Below are 16,080 nucleotides of genomic sequence, written 5' to 3'. Positions count from 1 at the left end.
GTTTTAAACGTTAAAAAATCTCGGCTGAAACAAGCGCTTGCATAACAAACCTGAGCATCGTCCTGATCCAGGAAAATGCGACGAAGCATCCAGAAAAGAAAACACACCTCCTATTCGAAAATTGTAGCCGTTACCCTTGAAAAGGAACGTCACGGAGGACGCCTGATGCCATCAGTTGCACAATTCTTTTTGCTTTTCACCCTGCTCAACCCCCTGCCCTTCGCGCTCGCCACCACCGTTCAGCGCTGCGAGGCGGCCAATGGGCGCATTACCTTCACCACACTGGGCTGTGCCGCGGAAGAGAGCGTTTCACTCCAGGACGTCCGTGCCTTCACCCCTGGCAGCACGAGGGCGCTTTTGCCGCCGGCCGAACCCCGTGAAACATCAGGAATTAAAATCCAGAGGAAAGAGCCGACCGTGGTCGGTCAGGCGCAGGACAAGTGTGGAAACCTGATCAGTGCCAGAGAGCGCCGGGAGGCAATCATCAATCAGCGAGTGGTCGCCGGCATGAGCCAGCAAGACGTCGAAAGCGCCCTCGGCAAGCCGGACAGGATCAGTATTCGCAATTCAGCCACGAGCTACCGCTACGATACCCAGAGAGGTCGCAGCGCACAGGTAGAGTTCGACGAGAGGGGATGTACGAAAGGAAAAGCCAAATCCAAGACGGCAAAAAGCCCGCATTAAATGCGGGCTTTCTGTTGTATGGTGCACTCGACAGGATTCGAACCTGTGACCGCTCGGTTCGTAGCCGAGTACTCTATCCAGCTGAGCTACGAGTGCAATTTGTGTTTTTAGACCAGATCACAACTGGTTGAAGCCAAGTTACCTGCATTGCTGCAACTAACTCTTAAATGGTGCACTCGACAGGATTCGAACCTGTGACCGCTCGGTTCGTAGCCGAGTACTCTATCCAGCTGAGCTACGAGTGCATTTGTTGCCGCGCATTATAGGCCGTCTAATCTCTATGTCAAACACTTTTTCTAGTAATTTCAACAACTTACCGAAGAAGCCAGATTACAACGTACTACGCAAATAATGGCGGAGAACGGGGGATTCGAACCCCCGACACCCTTTTGAGGTGTACTCCCTTAGCAGGGGAGCGCCTTCGGCCACTCGGCCAGCTCTCCGCAACACGGGGCGTATATTAACCAGCTTCTTCCCCGTTTGCAAACATAAAAAACGATAAAAATTAATGGCTTGGTTCTTCGTCCTTCTCTTTCTTGATACGCAGGTAAATTTCTTCCCGGTGAACAGCCACCTCTTTGGGGGCATTAACACCGATGCGCACTTGATTTCCTTTGACGCCGAGCACGGTCACGGTGATTTCGCCATCACCGATAATCAGGCTTTCTGCGCACCGACGAGTCAGAATCAGCATACCTTTCTCCTCACGCATTACATTTCAGGGACAACAGTCTGCAAAAAAAAGGCACTCGACCCACAACCGGAGCGGTCGCAGCCCTACATGCCTGAGTATTGACTAGCGCGAGCAAAAGAACAGGCTCGAGGGTCACGCCATTCAAAAAAACAAAAGGCGCGGTCAGACCGCGCCTTTTGGCAAACGCATCACTCGCCCTGGCGGGCCGGTGCGTCCAGTTCGAAAGCCGTGTGCAGAGCGCGCACAGCCAGTTCCAGGTACTTCTCTTCGATCACTACGGAGACTTTGATTTCCGAAGTCGAGATCATCTGGATGTTGATGCTTTCCTTGGCCAGGGATTCGAACATGCGGCTGGCCACGCCTGCGTGAGAGCGCATGCCAACGCCGACGATCGACACCTTGGCGATCTTGGTGTCGCCCACGACTTCACGGGCACCCAGCTCGCCAGCGGTTTTTTCCAGCACGGCCTGCGCCGCCTGGTAGTCGTTGCGGTGCACGGTGAAGGTGAAGTCGGTAGTGTTATCGTGCGCAACGTTCTGCACGATCATGTCGACTTCGATGTTCGCGGCACTGATCGGGCCGAGAATCTTGAAGGCAACGCCCGGGATGTCTGGCACGCCACGGATGGTCAGCTTGGCTTCATCGCGGTTGAAAGCGATACCGGAAATGATCGGCTGTTCCATGGTTTCCTCTTCATCAATAGTAATGAGGGTGCCCGGACCCTCCTTGAAGCTGTGCAGTACGCGCAGCGGAACGTTGTACTTGCCGGCGAACTCGACCGCGCGGATCTGCAGCACCTTGGAACCGAGGCTGGCCATTTCCAGCATCTCTTCGAAGGTGATCTTGTCCAGGCGCTGAGCCACGGACACCACACGCGGGTCGGTGGTGTAAACGCCGTCGACGTCGGTGTAGATCTGGCATTCGTCAGCCTTCAGGGCTGCCGCCAGTGCCACGCCGGTGGTGTCGGAACCGCCACGACCGAGGGTGGTGATGTTGCCGTGCTCGTCGACGCCCTGGAAACCGGCGACAACCACCACACGACCTGCCTTCAGGTCACCGCGAATCTTCTGGTCATCAATCTGCAAGATACGCGCTTTATTGTGCGCGCTATCCGTCAGAATCCGCACCTGGTTGCCGGTGTACGACACCGCCGGCACGCCGCGCTTGATCAGCGCCATGGCCAACAGGGCAATCGTCACCTGCTCACCGGTGGAAACGATCACGTCCAGCTCGCGCGGAACCGGTTGGCCGTCGCCACTGATTTGCTTGGCCAGATCGATCAGACGGTTGGTTTCGCCGCTCATTGCAGACAGCACAACCACCAGGTCATCGCCGGCATCGCGGAATTTCTTAACCTTGTCGGCGACCTGCTCGATTCTCTCGACAGTGCCGACCGAGGTGCCTCCAAATTTCTGTACGATCAAAGCCATTTCAAAGCCGCCTCTGCCCATGAAGGGCGCCCAAATAATCACTCAAACAGCGTTGCGGCCCACCACTAGACTGCGGGCCGCAAGCACTGCCTTAAAGACCCTGCTCTACAAACGGAACGGTCAGGGCCAGTGCCGCATCCAGTGCGCCAGCGTCGGTACCGCCGCCTTGCGCCATGTCTGGACGACCACCACCCTTCCCGCCCACTGCCGCAGCGGCTTGCTTCATCAAATCACCGGCTTTGAGTTGGCCAGTCAGGTCTTTGGTTACGCCTGCAACCAGAACGACCTTTTCCTCATGGACACTGCCGAGCAGGATCACTGCGCGGCCGAGTTTGTTTTTCAGTTGATCGACCAGCGCCAGCAGCGCCTTGCCATCCTGACCGTCCAGACGCACGGCCAGCACTTTCACGTCCTTGACGTCCAGCGCCTGGGCCGACAGATCGTCGCCTGCAGCACTGGCAGCCTTGGCTTGCAACTGCTCGAGTTGCTTCTCCAGCAGACGGTTGCGCTCCAGCACAGCCGACAGCTTGTCGATCAGGTTGTCGCGGCTGCCCTTGACCAGGCTGGCCGCTTCCTTGAGTTGTTCTTCCGCCGCGTTCAAGTAGGCCAGCGCTTGCGCACCGGTAACTGCCTCGATACGACGTACGCCCGATGCCACACCGCCTTCGCTGATGATTTTCAGCAGGCCAATGTCGCCGGTACGGTTGGCGTGGATACCGCCGCACAGCTCGACAGAGAAATCGCCCATGCTCAGCACGCGCACGTTGTCGCCGTATTTCTCGCCGAACAGCGCCATGGCGCCTTTCTGCTTGGCGGTTTCGATATCGGTTTCTTCGGTTTCAACTTCGGAGTTCTTGCGGATCTCGGCGTTGACGATGTCTTCCAGCGCTTTCAGTTGTTCAGGCTTGATGGCTTCGAAGTGGCTGAAGTCGAAGCGCAAGCGCTGACTGTCTACCAGCGAGCCTTTCTGCTGAACGTGATCGCCCAGCACCTGACGCAATGCGGCGTGCAGCAAGTGAGTCGCGGAGTGGTTCAACGACGTGGCGTGACGCACCTCGGCATCAACGTGGGTTTCGACCGGCGTACCGACGATCAGGCTACCCGAATCCAGGATACCGTGGTGCAGGAATGCACCGCCGGTCTTGGTGGTGTCACGCACGTCGAAACGCGCGCTGCCCGCCTGCAGGTAACCGCAATCACCGATCTGGCCACCGGACTCGGCGTAGAACGGCGTCTTGTCGAGAACGATTACGCCCTCATCGCCTTCGCTCAATACGTCGACTGACTGGCCATCTTTATACAGCGCAACGATTTTGGCGGAACCGCTGTGAGCGATGTAACCGGTGAACTCGGTGGCCACGTCAACCTTGACCAGGCTGTTGTAGTCCATGCCGAAGGAACTGGCGGAACGGGCACGGACGCGCTGGGCTTCCATTTCACGCTCGAAACCTTCTTCGTCGATGGTCAGGCTGCGCTCGCGAGCGATGTCGCCGGTCAGGTCCATCGGGAAGCCATAGGTGTCGTAGAGTTTGAACACCACGTCGCCCGGCACCACGTCGCCCTTGAGGTCAGCCAGATCCTGCTCGAGGATCTTCAGGCCCTGCTCCAGGGTCTTGGCGAATTGCTCTTCTTCAGCCTTCAGCACGCGCTCGATGTGCGCCTGCTGGGATGTCAGCTCAGGGAAAGCTTCGCCCATCTCGGCGACCAGAGCCGCAACGATCTGGTAGAAGAAGCTGCCCTTGGCGCCCAGCTTGTTACCGTGGCGGCAAGCGCGACGGATGATCCGGCGCAGCACGTAGCCACGGCCTTCGTTGGACGGCAGCACGCCATCGGCGATCAGGAAGCCGCAGGAACGGATGTGGTCAGCCACGACTTTCAGCGACGCCTGGGCGTCGTTGGTGCAGCCGATGGCCTTGGCCGAAGCGCTCAGCAGGCTCTGGAACAGGTCGATTTCATAGTTCGAGTGAACGTGTTGCAGCACGGCACTGATCCGCTCCAGGCCCATGCCGGTGTCGACCGACGGCGCTGGCAGCGGGTGCAACACGCCATCGGCGGTGCGGTTGAACTGCATGAATACGTTGTTCCAGATTTCGATGTAACGGTCGCCGTCTTCTTCCGGCGAGCCCGGTGGGCCGCCCCAGATGTCGGCGCCGTGATCGTAGAAAATCTCGGTGCAAGGACCGCACGGGCCGGTATCGCCCATGGTCCAGAAGTTGTCGGAGGCGTACGGCGCGCCCTTGTTGTCGCCGATACGCACCATGCGTTCGGCCGGAACCCCGATCTCCTTGGTCCAGATGTCATACGCCTCGTCATCGCTGGCGTAGACGGTGACCCAGAGCTTTTCCTTCGGCAGGTTCAACCACTTGTCGGAAGTCAGGAAGTTCCAGGCGTAGCTGATGGCATCACGCTTGAAATAATCACCGAAGCTGAAGTTACCCAGCATTTCGAAGAAGGTGTGGTGACGAGCGGTATAACCGACGTTTTCCAGGTCGTTGTGCTTGCCGCCGGCGCGCACGCATTTCTGGCTGCTGACGGCGCGGGTGTACGCGCGCTTTTCCTGGCCCAGGAAGCAGTCCTTGAACTGGTTCATCCCCGCGTTGGTGAACAGCAGGGTTGGGTCGTTGCCCGGAATCAAAGAGCTGGAGGCTACACGGGTGTGGCCTTGCTCTTCGAAGAAGCGAAGGAAGGCTTCACGGATTTCTGCGCTTTTCATTAGGTTCTTCCACGGAGGCTGCGGCCAAAGGCCTGTTCGAAACGTCAACAGACGAAGCGACGGCAAAGGGCCGCATTATATCGGCCCTGCGCGCGGGGTACAGCGTGTTTATACGATAGAAACGGTCAATTGGAGTGCTAACGCTATCACTTGCGCGAAAAGTCGACGAATGTCGCGACGACCTGCTCGATTTGCGTGCGGCTGACGTCCATGTGCGTGACCATGCGCAGACGAGCGGCGGCACTGAGCTTGATCCCGCGCTCGGCGGCAAAGGCCTTGATGGCCCCGGCCTGGTCGCCCATCTGCACGTAAACCATGTTGGTCTGCACCGGCTCGACCTCGTAGCCTGCCGCGCGCAGGCCTTCGGCCAGCAACTGCGCGTTGCCATGGTCATCGGCCAGGCGCTGTACGTTGTTATCCAGCGCATACAGGCCTGCCGCCGCGAGAATACCGGCCTGACGCATGCCGCCACCGACCATCTTGCGCAGGCGCCGGGCCTTGCCGATCAGCTCGGCCGAGCCGCACAGCACCGAACCGACCGGCGCACCCAGGCCTTTGGACAGGCACACCGAGACGGAATCGAAATACTGGGTGATTTCCCGGGCATCCACACCCAGTTTCACTGCCGCGTTGTACAAACGTGCGCCGTCCAGGTGCAGTTGCAAGCCATGCTCGCGGGTAAAACTGCGCGCCCGGGCCAGGTACTCCAGCGGCAGAACCTTGCCTTGCATGGTGTTTTCCAGCGCCAGCAAACGGGTGCGGGCGAAATGGAAGTCGTCCGGCTTGATCGCCGCCGCAACCTGCGCCAGGTCCAGCGAACCGTCAGCCTGCACTTCCAGCGGCTGTGGCTGGATCGAGCCAAGCACCGCCGCGCCACCACCTTCGTACTTATAAGTGTGGGCCTGCTGGCCGACGATGTACTCGTCACCGCGCTCGCAATGGGCCATCAACCCCAACAGGTTACTCATGGTGCCGGTCGGCACGAAGAGCGCCGCGGCAAAACCCAGGCGCCTGGCCAGTTCGGCTTCCAGGTGATTGACCGTCGGATCTTCGCCATACACGTCATCGCCGGTGGCGGCCTTGGTCATTGCATCGAGCATGCCGGCGCAAGGTTGGGTGACGGTGTCGCTGCGAAGATCGATAACGCTCATGAATCTGGCCTCGGTAAGCAGGGGAAATCCCTTTCAGGTAGGAATTACTGCGGGCATGGCGACGATTAATCAACCCTTGGGCTCGGATAATGCTCACTAATAAAGCGAAATACTCGATAGCAATCATCCAGAAGGGGCCATGCGCACACCGGAAATATGTGATAAAAACGCTGCGCCGCCAAACATTTGGGCGGCAAAAACGTTCTCAGGGCGGGGTGCAACTCCCCACCGGCGGTAATTGCGCGCAATGCGCATAGCCCGCGAGCGCTTGGTGACAGCATGGCTTCGGCGGTGCCGGCAGCAAGGTCAGCAGACCCGGTGTGATCCTGGGGCCGACGGTCATAGTCCGGATGAAGAGAGAACGGGATTGACAACAAAGGGCCGTCCGCCGGCATTCGTGCAAGCGTGCGTACCCTCAGATCCCCTTCGATTCATAACGCCCTGTTTTTCACACAAACAGGAGTCAGAACATGCAACCCACCGCAATCGACAGCAAAAGCAAACACCATCACGGCGAGCGCGTTGCGTTCATCCAGGCCTGCTGGCACAAGGACATTGTCGACCAGAGCCGTAAAGGCTTCGTCGCCGAAATGATTGCCCAGGGTTATCAGGAATCCGACATCGATTTCTTCGAAGTCGGCGGTGCCTTTGAAATGCCCCTGCACGCCAAGTTGCTGGCCAAGACCGGTCGTTATTCCGGCATCGTCGCGGCAGCTCTGGTGGTGGACGGCGGCATCTACCGTCACGAGTTCGTCGCCCAGTCGGTAGTCAGCGGCCTGATGCAGGTGCAACTGGAAACCGAAGTGCCGGTGTTCTCGGTGTCCCTGACCCCGCACCACTTCCATGCCGGCGAAGAGCACCAGAAGTTCTTCTTCGAGCATTTCCTGCATAAAGGCCAGGAAGCGGCGAAGACTTGTGCGGATACGCTGCTGAAGATCCGCTCGCTGCGTCGCAGTGAGCCGCGTGCGGTAGCCGTGTAATCACCGCAAAAACCTGTAGGAGCGAGCCTGCTCGCGAAGGCGGACTGTCAGTCGACGAATATGTTGACTGATACATCGCTTTCGCGAGCAGGCTCGCTCCTACATTGGTTTTGTGTTGGGCTTATGCCAGGTTTTCGTCCGTGGTCGGCACGACCAGGATGCCGGCACGCAAACCATTCTTCACCTTGGGGTTCGGGAAGATGATCCGTGCGCCCTTTTCCTCAATGATCCAGCGGGTGTTGGCGATGTCTTCCGCCAGCAGGTAACCCACTTCCAGCTCCGAAAAGTTCTCGATGTCCGCCGGCAGGTTCAGGCGGAAGCTGTCGCTGTGCTTGATGATTTCTCGCGCCACGCTGTACAGCTGCAAACCGTCCAGCGCGCCCTCAGTCAGTTCTGGTTCGGTGCCCTCGATGATCTGCTTGAGACGCTTCTCCAGCAGAGAGACGTTGACCCCGTCGTTCTGACCGAACGGCCGCGCCTTGCCCAACTCCAGGGTGAAGGCCTCGGCACCCAGCTTGTCGTAGGTATAGGAACTGAAGACGATCGATGGTTTGTTCTGCAGCAACACCGCTTCCATTCCAGCAGCCCGCAGGCGCGCCAGTTCCTGACGCGAATGCTGGCGGTCTTCCTTCCACGGATACAAGGCGAACTGCTCGATTTTCGAGCCACGAATCGCCGTGTGCAGGTCGTAGTGCAGGCGCTGGCGATCCGGCAGGCTGAAGAAGCTGGCAGCCAAACGCTCCAGCTCACAGGCGCGCAGGGCTTCGCAACCGCTGCTTTGTTCGTGACGGCCATTGAACAGCCGATTGACGTCCTGCTCGACAAAACGCTCGCCCTTGCGAATCGCTTCGGGATTACCGAACAGGAACAGAATACGTGCGCGCGGCTTCAAGTCGCCGCGGGCAATGTCGTGCAACAGACGATCGAGCAGCTCGATCGGCGCTGTTTCGTTACCGTGGATCCCCGCCGACAGCAGCAGGTCCAGGCCGTTGTCACGCGCTTCAGGTGGTCGGACTTCCAGCGCACCTTCGCTCAACCAGCGCATGCGCACGCCTTCGACAGTCAGTTGAGTCTTCTCCGCCGGTTCGCGGCCGGCGAGGGTCAGTTCAAGCAGTTTGCCGAGGGCGAGCATAGAGCGGTTTCCTTAGTGGTCGTGGTTGCAATCCGGGCCGTGAACGTGATCCTCGTCGTCGCCGAGTTCAGCCGGTTCCATCTCCAGTTGCAGACTTACCAGATTAGTCGCCAATGGGCGCAACAGCAGGTTGGCGTACTCGGCGTCACCTTCCTCGACGTCCACACCGATCAGTAACTGGCCACGGCCGTCCTGCTGGATCCACAGCTCTTTACCTTGCCACAGGACCGCGACGCGGGTGCAGGAAGTCTCCAGTTGCGTGCCGTCGGTGTCTTCAAGGATCAGCTGCAGGGTATCGCTCATGTCTTTACGCTCTCGTTTGAGATGAAGCAGCGCGCTGCCGTAGAAGGCGGCGCGCCGTCGATCAATTGATCTGGAATGGATAAACCGCGCCCAGTTTAAGGATTTGCGTCAGTTCATCCAGTGCCGTCCGGCACTCAAGCAGCAATTGCGGGTCCGCCAGATCGTTTTCGGTCATGCGGTCGCGGTAGTGCTTCTCGACCCATTCGGTCAGTGTGCCGTACAACGGTGCCGTCATGATAACCCCTGGGTTGACGGCCGCCAGTTCGGTTTCGTTGAGTGCGACGCGCAACCGCAGGCAAGCCGGGCCACCGCCGTTCTGCATGCTCTGCTTGAGATCGAAGACTTTCACTTCGCGGATCAGGCCGCCGGAGCTGGTCAAACCCTGCAAGTATTGCCAGACACGCTCGTTGCCACGGCATTCTTCCGGCACGATCAACAGCATGGAGCCATCAGGACGCGACAGCAGTTGGCTATTGAACAGGTAGGAACGAACGGCATCTTCCACGCTTACTGCGGAACGCGGTACGCAGACTGACTGAAATTTCCCACCGACTTTGGCGAGTTTGCTCTGCAGTTCAGCGAGCATCTGTTCGGTGTCGAGGAACGCGTCCTCGTGATAGAACAGCACTTCGCCATTACCCACGGCGATCACGTCGTTGTGGAACACGCCCTGGTCGATCACCGACGGGTTCTGCTGCGCGTAGACCACGCCGTCATCGCTCAAGCCGTGCAAACGGGCAACGGCCTGGGACGCTTCGAGGGTCTGGCGCGCCGGGTACTTCTGCGGTGCTGGGAAACGGGTGTCGAACGCGCTGCGGCCGAACACGAAGAACTCGACACCGGCTTCGCCGTATTCACGGCAGAAACGCGTGTGGTTGGCAGCGCCTTCGTCACCGAACTGCGCCACGGCCGGCAAGGCGGCGTGGTGGGCGAAGTGTTGCTGGTCAGCGAACATCGCCCCCAGCACGCGGCTGGTGGTCGGGTGCTCGATGCTGCGGTGATATTTGCAGTTGAGGTTGGCGGCGGTGAAATGCACGCGGCCATCAGCGGTGTCGGCGCTCGGGCTGACGGTGGCGGCGTTGGCCACCCACATGCTTGAGGCCGAGCAACTGGCCACCAGCAGCGGCATCGCGTCTTTGGCAGCGCGCTCGATCACTTGAGCGTCGGTGCCGCCAAAGCCCAGGCGACGCAGTGCGGCCACATCCGGGCGCTCTTGCGGTGCCAGTACGCCTTGCTGGAAACCCATTTCCATCAGCGCTTTCATCTTTGCCAGGCCTTGCAGCGCCGCTTCCTTGGGGTTGGAAGACTGCTGGCTGTTGCTCTGGGACGCGACGTTGCCGTAGGACAGGCCGCCGTAGTTATGGGTCGGCCCCACTAGACCGTCAAAATTGACTTCATAGGATTTCATCAGCGAGGCTCCACGAGAATCTGTTGTTATAGGCTTCAGTAACTGTTCTTTGAGACCGCGTAGCGGCCATCGCGAGCAGGCTCACTCCTACAGGATTTGTGTCGCACACAAAATGTGTGTCCACCATCGAACCTGTAGGAGCGAGCCTGCTCGCGATTGGGCATCACGCCATCTTCACGCCAGGCGTCAGGGCGGCAGGCATCACCAGGCTCGGCGTTTCCAGCGAGGCCACCGGGTACGCGCAGTAATCCGCCGCGTAGTAGGCGCTGGCGCGGTGGTTGCCCGAGGCGCCGACGCCGCCGAATGGCGCGCTGCTCGCGGCACCGGTCAGCTGCTTGTTCCAGTTGACGATACCGGCACGGCTTTCCAGCCAGAACTGCTGGTAGCGCGCTTCGGAGTCGGACAGCAGACCGGCGGCCAGACCGTAGGCGGTGTCGTTGGCTTCAGCGATCGCCGCTTCAAAATCAGCGTAGCGGATCACCTGCAGCAACGGGCCGAACAGCTCTTCGTCAGGACGATCGGCAACGGCGCTCACGTCCAGGATGCCCGGGGTCAGCAAGGCCGATTGAGCCTGAGGCTGAGTCATTTCCAGCAGCGCCACGGCGCCATTGGCCAGCAGATGTTCTTGCGCATCCATCAACGCTTTCGCAGCGCCAAGGGAAACCACCGACCCCATGAACGGCGCCGGTTGCTGATCGAAGGCACCGACTTCGATAGTCGCGCTGACCGCCACCAGGCGCGCCAACAACGTGTCGCCCCAAGCACCTTGCGGCACCAGCAAGCGACGGGCACAGGTGCAACGCTGGCCGGCAGAAATGAACGCCGACTGAATGATGGTGTACACCGCGGCATCGAGGTCAGCGACCTGATCGACCACCAGCGGGTTATTACCGCCCATTTCCAGCGCCAGAATCTTGTCCGGACGACCGGCGAATTGCTGGTGCAGGTGATTACCGGTGCGGCTGGAACCGGTGAAGAACAGCCCGTCGATGCCCGGGTTCGCCGCCAGGGCGATACCGGTTTCGCGAGCGCCTTGCAGCAGGTTCAATACGCCGGCCGGCAGGCCAGCTTCGATCCAGCACTTGACCGTCAGCTCGGCGACTTTCGGTGTCAGTTCGCTTGGCTTGAACAGCACGCTGTTACCGGCCAACAGTGCCGGCACGATGTGTCCGTTCGGTAGGTGACCCGGGAAGTTGTAAGGACCAAATACCGCCACCACACCGTGAGGCTTGTGGCGCAGCACAGCGGTGGCGTCGCCCAGGGGGCCGCTCTTCTCGCCGGTACGCTCGCGGTAGCTTTGCACCGAGATCGCGATCTTGTTGACCATGCTGGTGACTTCGGTCGCCGCTTCCCACAGGGGTTTACCGGTCTCTTCACCGATGGTGCGGGCCAGTTCGTCAGCGTGATTCTTCAGCGCGGCGGCAAAGGCTTCCAGAACCGAAATACGCTCTTCCAGGGTACGCCGCGCCCAGCCCGGGAACGCCTGACGCGCAGCTTGCACAGCCGACTCGACCTGAGCGGCGGTGGCACCGGCACCGGACCACAGCACCTGCTGGGTCACCGGGTTCAGCGACTCGAAGGTTTCGCCCCCACCTGCCAGCCATTCACCTGCGATGTAAAGCGACTTCATTATTTCGACTCCCGAGCTGCGGACAACGCCACGGCGCGCACTTGATCGCCAGCGTTGAGTTGAAGACGTTTGGCGGTCTGCGGATCGACCACCAGGGTGCCGGCGGCCAGACGTGCCGGTGCAGCAGTGATGCGGCAGTCCTCGCGCTTGCGGTTGTGAATGATGAATGGCGTGGCGTCGTCACCCGGTGTGCCGACGGCCAGCACCAGCGCCTGGCTGTCGCGCACGGCGCGGATCTTGCTGGTTTCGCACTCGATCGCAGGGCCCGCGTCGAAGATATCGACGTAGCCCTGGTAGCTGAAACCTTCGCTCTTGAGCATGGCCAACGCTGGCTCGGTGTCCGGGTGAACATGACCGATCACGTTGCGCGCATCCGGCGACAGGAAGCAGGTGTACAGCGGGAATTTCGGCATCAGTTCGGCGATGAACGCCTTGTTGCCAACGCCGGTCAGGTAGTCCGCCTGGCTGAATTCCATCTTGAAGAAGTGCCGACCCAGGCTTTCCCAGAACGGCGAACGCCCGGCTTCGTCGGACACACCGCGCATTTCGGCAATGATCTTGTTGCCGAACATTTGCGGGAACTCGGCGATGAACAGCATCCGCGCCTTGGACAGCATGCGGCCGTTGAGGCCAGTACGGTAATCGGCGTGCAGGAACAGCGAGCACAGCTCGGAGTTGCCGGTCAGGTCGTTGGCCAGGAACAGCGTCGGGATTTCGCGATAGATGTTCAGCTCTTGCGAAGCGCTGACCGTCAGACCGACCCGGAAGTTGTACCAGGGCTCACGCAGACCGACGGCGCCGGCAATGGCGGAAATACCCACCACGCGACCGTCGTCATCTTCGAGCACGAACAGGTAGTCCGCGTCGCCCCGCCCGGCTTCGCCGCGAAAGGTCTTCTCGGCCCAGCCGACCCGATGGGCCAGCCGCTCTTCGTTGGCCGGCAAGGTGGTCAGGCCAGTGCCGGTGCTGCGGGCCAGGTCGATCAGAGCGGGTAAATCGCTGCTGCGTACGGGACGAACGATCATGCTATCTCCTCAAACGGGCCGCCTGCGCCACCCGTGAAACTTCGCTGCTTTCTAGGCATCAATTGCGACGTTAAACCGCGACCAGGCGCACGCTGGCACCCTCGCCGACGCCCAGGGCTTCGGCCGCTTCCAGGTCCAGGGTTACCGGTTTGCCTGGCGCGTAATCGAGCTCGAGCATCACAGCGCGGTAGTCCTGCAACTGGGCATTGGCCACCAGATACTGGCGACCGACGCCTTTGACCGGCTCGCCGATCTTCACCGGTACCACACGGCTCTGGGCGATCGAACGGATCCCCGAGACACGGGCGTGCAAGGTCGGGCCGCCGTCGAAGATGTCGATGTAGTGATCGGTCTCGAAACCTTCGCGCATCAGGATGTCGAAGGTGATCTGCGCCCGTGGATGCACCTGGCCCATGGCTTCTTGAGCTGAGTCCGGCAGCAATGGCACGTAGATCGGGTAATGCGGCATCAGTTCGGCGAGGAACGTACGGCTTTTCAGCCCGCACAGACGCTCGGCCTCGGCGTAGTTGAGGTCGAAGAAGTTGCGACCGATGGCATCCCAGAATGGCGAGTCGCCGTTTTCATCGCTGTAACCGACGATCTCGGTCACCACGGAATCGGCAAAACGCTCCGGATGGCTGGCCACGAACAGCAAACGGCCACGGGAGTTGAGCTCCGACCACGGCGAACCCACCAGCTCGCGCTGCACATAGAAGCTGGTCAGCAAGCTGTTGCCGGTCAGGTCATGGCACTGCGAGAGCACGTGGATCTTGTTGTGAATCTTCAGCTCGCGGGAAGCGTGCACGAAGGTTTCGTTGCGGAAGCTGTAGAACGGCTCGGAATAACCGGCCGACGCCACGATGGCCGAGCAACCGACCAGCTTGCCGGTGACAGAGTCTTCGAGGACGAAGAAATAGCTTTCCTCACCATTGAAACTCACTTCGGCGGCGAACGAGGCTTCGCTTGCGGCGATCTTGTCGCTCAGGCGTTCAACATCATCCGGCAAGGAAGTGACACCAATCGGACTGTCCGCAGCCAGACGCTGTACCTCGCCCAGATCAGCCATTTGCGCAGGGCGCATCACCAGCATGGTGTCACTCCTTTTTCGAAAAACTCTTTGAGGAAAATAAGCCAGCCCTGCCTTTTGAAGACCTTGGTAGGAGCGAGCCTGCTCGCGATGGTGGGTCAGCAACAAAGATGTCGACTGACACACCATCGCGAGCAGGCTCGCTCCTACAGAAAAGCGGGACCGGCATCAAAATTGGGTTCGACGCCTGAAAGGTCAGGCATCGAAGGATCTATCAGGCTTGCGTCAGTTTTGCTGCGGCACGTTCGAAGCGGTCGAGACCGGCATCGATATCGGCGTCTTCCACCACCAGGCTCGGGGCGAAACGCACCACGTCCGGGCCGGCTTGCAGGACCATCAGGCCTTCTTGCTCAGCGGCGTTGAAGATGTCCTTGGCCTTGCCTTTCCAGGCATCGCTCAAGACGCAACCGATCAACAGGCCCATGCCACGAACCTTGGTGAACAGGCCGTACTTCTCGCCGATCTGCTCAAGGCGGGCCTTGAACTTGTCGTGCTTGGCGTTGACACCGGCCAGCACCTCAGGGGTGTTGACCACGTCGATCACGGCTTCCGCGACAGCGCACGCCAGCGGGTTGCCGCCGTAAGTGGTGCCGTGGGTGCCGACGACCAGGTGCTTGGCCAGGTCTTCGGTGGTCAGCATCGCCGCGATCGGGAAACCACCGCCCAGGCTCTTGGCGCTGGTCAGGATGTCCGGGGTCACGCCGTAATGCTGGTAGGCGAACAGATGGCCGGTACGGCCCATGCCGGTCTGCACTTCGTCGAAGATCAGCAGCGCGTTGTGCGCGGTGCAGAGCTCGCGGGCACCTTGCAGGTATTCCAGTTCAGCCGGGATCACACCGCTTTCGCCCTGGATCGGTTCCAGTACCACGGCGCAAGTCTTGTCGGAAATGGCGGCTTTCAGCGCAGCCAGATCGTTGTACGGCACGTGGGTGATGCCGGTGATTTTCGGGCCGAAACCGTCGGAGTACTTCGACTGGCCACCGACGTTCACGGTGAACAGGGTACGGCCGTGGAAGCTGTTGAGCGCGGCGATGATCTCGTACTTCTCGCTGCCGAAACGGTCGAAACCGACACGACGGGCCAGCTTGAAGGCGGCCTCGTTGGCTTCGGCGCCGGAGTTGCAGAAGAAGGCGCGGTCGGCAAAGGTGGCGTCGACCAACTTGTGGGCCAGGCGCAGGGCCGGCTCATTGGTGAACACGTTGGACACGTGCCACAGCTTGTTCGCCTGCTCGGTCAAGGCACCGACCAGCGCCGGATGTGCGTGACCCAAGACGTTGACGGCAATCCCGCCCGCGAAGTCGATCAGCTCGCGGCCGGACTGGTCCCAAACGCGGGAACCGGCGCCACGCACAGGAATGAATGCGGCAGGCGCATAGTTGGGAACCATTACCTGATCGAAATCGGCGCGTTGTACCGCAGCGTGCTCAACGGACATCGGAGTCTCCTGAAGAGAAAACACTCGCCTGAAACTGGCGAGCTTGGTGAGGATTGTAAGGACAGTTTTCAGCCCGGCCTTGCCGCCAAGCGACAACTTCTTATAGCGCAAACCCCGGATTTTCCCGGGTTTACGGCAATGCGACATATAGGGTCGCAAAGGCGCAGTTTAACTGGAGGCGGGCGTTTGCGGCAGGCTTGCTGCGTTGTAACTCTTGCCAATGGTCCGAGTGCGGTAAATATGTACCGCACAGCGTCCAGCTTCGCGGGTTTTCCTAGTGGCCTTTCAAATCCAACGGCCACTGACCCCATGATTACCGAATCTACTGCCACTGTTGCTTCCGACGCTTTCAGGCCGGACGCTCATTTCCAGCATCTGCAGAATGTCATCCCCTCTTGGCTCCGTCAG

The 16,080-nt window shown here is 60.0% G+C and carries 13 protein-coding genes, 3 tRNA genes and 1 riboswitch; of the genes, 2 read left to right on the top strand and 14 right to left on the bottom strand.

Annotated elements, in window-relative coordinates; genetic code table 11:
• Window positions 1-165 precede the first annotated feature (165 nt).
• The gene (locus tag KGA96_RS07430) at window positions 166-684 is read left to right on the top strand and encodes a SmpA/OmlA family hypothetical protein (RefSeq protein ID WP_046042332.1); all 519 of its coding nucleotides are present in this window, start codon (window positions 166-168) and stop codon (window positions 682-684) included.
• A 19-nt stretch (window positions 685-703) separates the two neighbouring features.
• Here KGA96_RS07430 and KGA96_RS07425 read toward each other — a convergent pair.
• From KGA96_RS07425 to ltaE, 7 genes are all read right to left on the bottom strand, one after another.
• Window positions 704-780 (bottom strand) — tRNA-Arg (locus KGA96_RS07425).
• Window positions 781-852: 72 nt separating this feature from the next.
• Window positions 853-929 (bottom strand) — tRNA-Arg (locus KGA96_RS07420).
• Window positions 930-1,036: 107 nt separating this feature from the next.
• Window positions 1,037-1,127: transfer RNA gene (locus KGA96_RS07415), tRNA-Ser, on the bottom strand.
• A 62-nt stretch (window positions 1,128-1,189) separates the two neighbouring features.
• Window positions 1,190-1,378 carry a carbon storage regulator CsrA gene (gene csrA, locus KGA96_RS07410; protein WP_002554426.1) on the bottom strand — a complete coding sequence of 63 codons (189 nt, stop codon included), beginning with the start codon at window positions 1,376-1,378 and terminating at the stop codon, window positions 1,190-1,192.
• 188 nt (window positions 1,379-1,566) lie between these two features.
• On the bottom strand, window positions 1,567-2,808 hold the full coding sequence (locus tag KGA96_RS07405) for an aspartate kinase (RefSeq protein ID WP_007971040.1): 1,242 nt from the start codon (window positions 2,806-2,808) through the stop codon (window positions 1,567-1,569).
• A 91-nt stretch (window positions 2,809-2,899) separates the two neighbouring features.
• On the bottom strand, window positions 2,900-5,521 hold the full coding sequence (gene alaS, locus KGA96_RS07400) for an alanine--tRNA ligase (protein ID WP_223512160.1): 2,622 nt from the start codon (window positions 5,519-5,521) through the stop codon (window positions 2,900-2,902).
• A 146-nt stretch (window positions 5,522-5,667) separates the two neighbouring features.
• Complete coding sequence (gene ltaE / locus KGA96_RS07395) at window positions 5,668-6,672, bottom strand: low-specificity L-threonine aldolase (protein ID WP_223512158.1); 1,005 nt, start codon at window positions 6,670-6,672, stop codon at window positions 5,668-5,670.
• A 197-nt stretch (window positions 6,673-6,869) separates the two neighbouring features.
• Window positions 6,870-7,039, top strand: a riboswitch (FMN riboswitch).
• A gap of 103 nt (window positions 7,040-7,142) precedes the next feature.
• Between ltaE and KGA96_RS07390 the strand changes: the two genes are divergently transcribed.
• Window positions 7,143-7,652 carry a 6,7-dimethyl-8-ribityllumazine synthase gene (locus KGA96_RS07390; protein WP_046042328.1) on the top strand — a complete coding sequence of 170 codons (510 nt, stop codon included), beginning with the start codon at window positions 7,143-7,145 and terminating at the stop codon, window positions 7,650-7,652.
• Window positions 7,653-7,773: 121 nt separating this feature from the next.
• Here KGA96_RS07390 and astE read toward each other — a convergent pair whose 3' ends face one another.
• The 7 genes from astE to KGA96_RS07355 form a co-directional block, all read right to left on the bottom strand.
• Window positions 7,774-8,784, bottom strand: a complete 1,011-nt coding sequence (gene astE, locus KGA96_RS07385; RefSeq protein ID WP_046042327.1) for a succinylglutamate desuccinylase — start codon at window positions 8,782-8,784, stop codon at window positions 7,774-7,776.
• A gap of 12 nt (window positions 8,785-8,796) precedes the next feature.
• Window positions 8,797-9,087 carry a hypothetical protein gene (locus KGA96_RS07380; RefSeq protein ID WP_046042326.1) on the bottom strand — a complete coding sequence of 97 codons (291 nt, stop codon included), beginning with the start codon at window positions 9,085-9,087 and terminating at the stop codon, window positions 8,797-8,799.
• Window positions 9,088-9,148: 61 nt separating this feature from the next.
• Window positions 9,149-10,495: an N-succinylarginine dihydrolase gene (astB, locus tag KGA96_RS07375; protein WP_046042325.1), complete on the bottom strand. Its 1,347-nt coding sequence runs from the start codon at window positions 10,493-10,495 to the stop codon at window positions 9,149-9,151.
• A gap of 163 nt (window positions 10,496-10,658) precedes the next feature.
• A complete protein-coding gene (astD, locus tag KGA96_RS07370; RefSeq protein ID WP_185754822.1) occupies window positions 10,659-12,128 on the bottom strand; it encodes a succinylglutamate-semialdehyde dehydrogenase in 1,470 nt (489 codons plus the stop codon).
• On the bottom strand, window positions 12,125-13,150 hold the full coding sequence (astA, locus tag KGA96_RS07365) for an arginine N-succinyltransferase (RefSeq protein WP_223512156.1): 1,026 nt from the start codon (window positions 13,148-13,150) through the stop codon (window positions 12,125-12,127). The genes astD and astA overlap by 4 nt, the downstream gene beginning before the upstream one ends.
• 70 nt (window positions 13,151-13,220) lie before the next feature.
• Window positions 13,221-14,240: an arginine/ornithine succinyltransferase subunit alpha gene (gene aruF / locus KGA96_RS07360; RefSeq protein ID WP_223512154.1), complete on the bottom strand. Its 1,020-nt coding sequence runs from the start codon at window positions 14,238-14,240 to the stop codon at window positions 13,221-13,223.
• Between the two features lie 211 nt (window positions 14,241-14,451).
• Window positions 14,452-15,672, bottom strand: a complete 1,221-nt coding sequence (locus tag KGA96_RS07355) for an aspartate aminotransferase family protein (RefSeq protein ID WP_046042321.1) — start codon at window positions 15,670-15,672, stop codon at window positions 14,452-14,454.
• Window positions 15,673-16,080 lie beyond the last annotated feature (408 nt).

The sequence above is a fragment of the Pseudomonas sp. GL-R-26 genome (genome assembly GCF_019947365.1).
Taxonomy (GTDB): Bacteria; Pseudomonadota; Gammaproteobacteria; order Pseudomonadales; family Pseudomonadaceae; genus Aquipseudomonas.
Note: the sequence above shows the minus strand (reverse complement) of the source record. Positions and strands in the feature narration are given on the sequence as shown.

Coding starts and splice junctions, on each gene's coding strand:
- astE (WP_046042327.1), bottom strand. CDS start 8,784: ATGCTCGCCCTCGGCAAACTGCTTGAACTGACCCTCGCCGGCCGCGAA.
- ltaE (WP_223512158.1), bottom strand. CDS start 6,672: ATGAGCGTTATCGATCTTCGCAGCGACACCGTCACCCAACCTTGCGCC.
- KGA96_RS07380 (WP_046042326.1), bottom strand. CDS start 9,087: ATGAGCGATACCCTGCAGCTGATCCTTGAAGACACCGACGGCACGCAA.
- csrA (WP_002554426.1), bottom strand. CDS start 1,378: ATGCTGATTCTGACTCGTCGGTGCGCAGAAAGCCTGATTATCGGTGAT.
- alaS (WP_223512160.1), bottom strand. CDS start 5,521: ATGAAAAGCGCAGAAATCCGTGAAGCCTTCCTTCGCTTCTTCGAAGAG.
- aruF (WP_223512154.1), bottom strand. CDS start 14,240: ATGCTGGTGATGCGCCCTGCGCAAATGGCTGATCTGGGCGAGGTACAG.
- KGA96_RS07390 (WP_046042328.1), top strand. CDS start 7,143: ATGCAACCCACCGCAATCGACAGCAAAAGCAAACACCATCACGGCGAG.
- KGA96_RS07405 (WP_007971040.1), bottom strand. CDS start 2,808: ATGGCTTTGATCGTACAGAAATTTGGAGGCACCTCGGTCGGCACTGTC.
- KGA96_RS07355 (WP_046042321.1), bottom strand. CDS start 15,672: ATGTCCGTTGAGCACGCTGCGGTACAACGCGCCGATTTCGATCAGGTA.
- astA (WP_223512156.1), bottom strand. CDS start 13,150: ATGATCGTTCGTCCCGTACGCAGCAGCGATTTACCCGCTCTGATCGAC.
- KGA96_RS07430 (WP_046042332.1), top strand. CDS start 166: ATGCCATCAGTTGCACAATTCTTTTTGCTTTTCACCCTGCTCAACCCC.
- astB (WP_046042325.1), bottom strand. CDS start 10,495: ATGAAATCCTATGAAGTCAATTTTGACGGTCTAGTGGGGCCGACCCAT.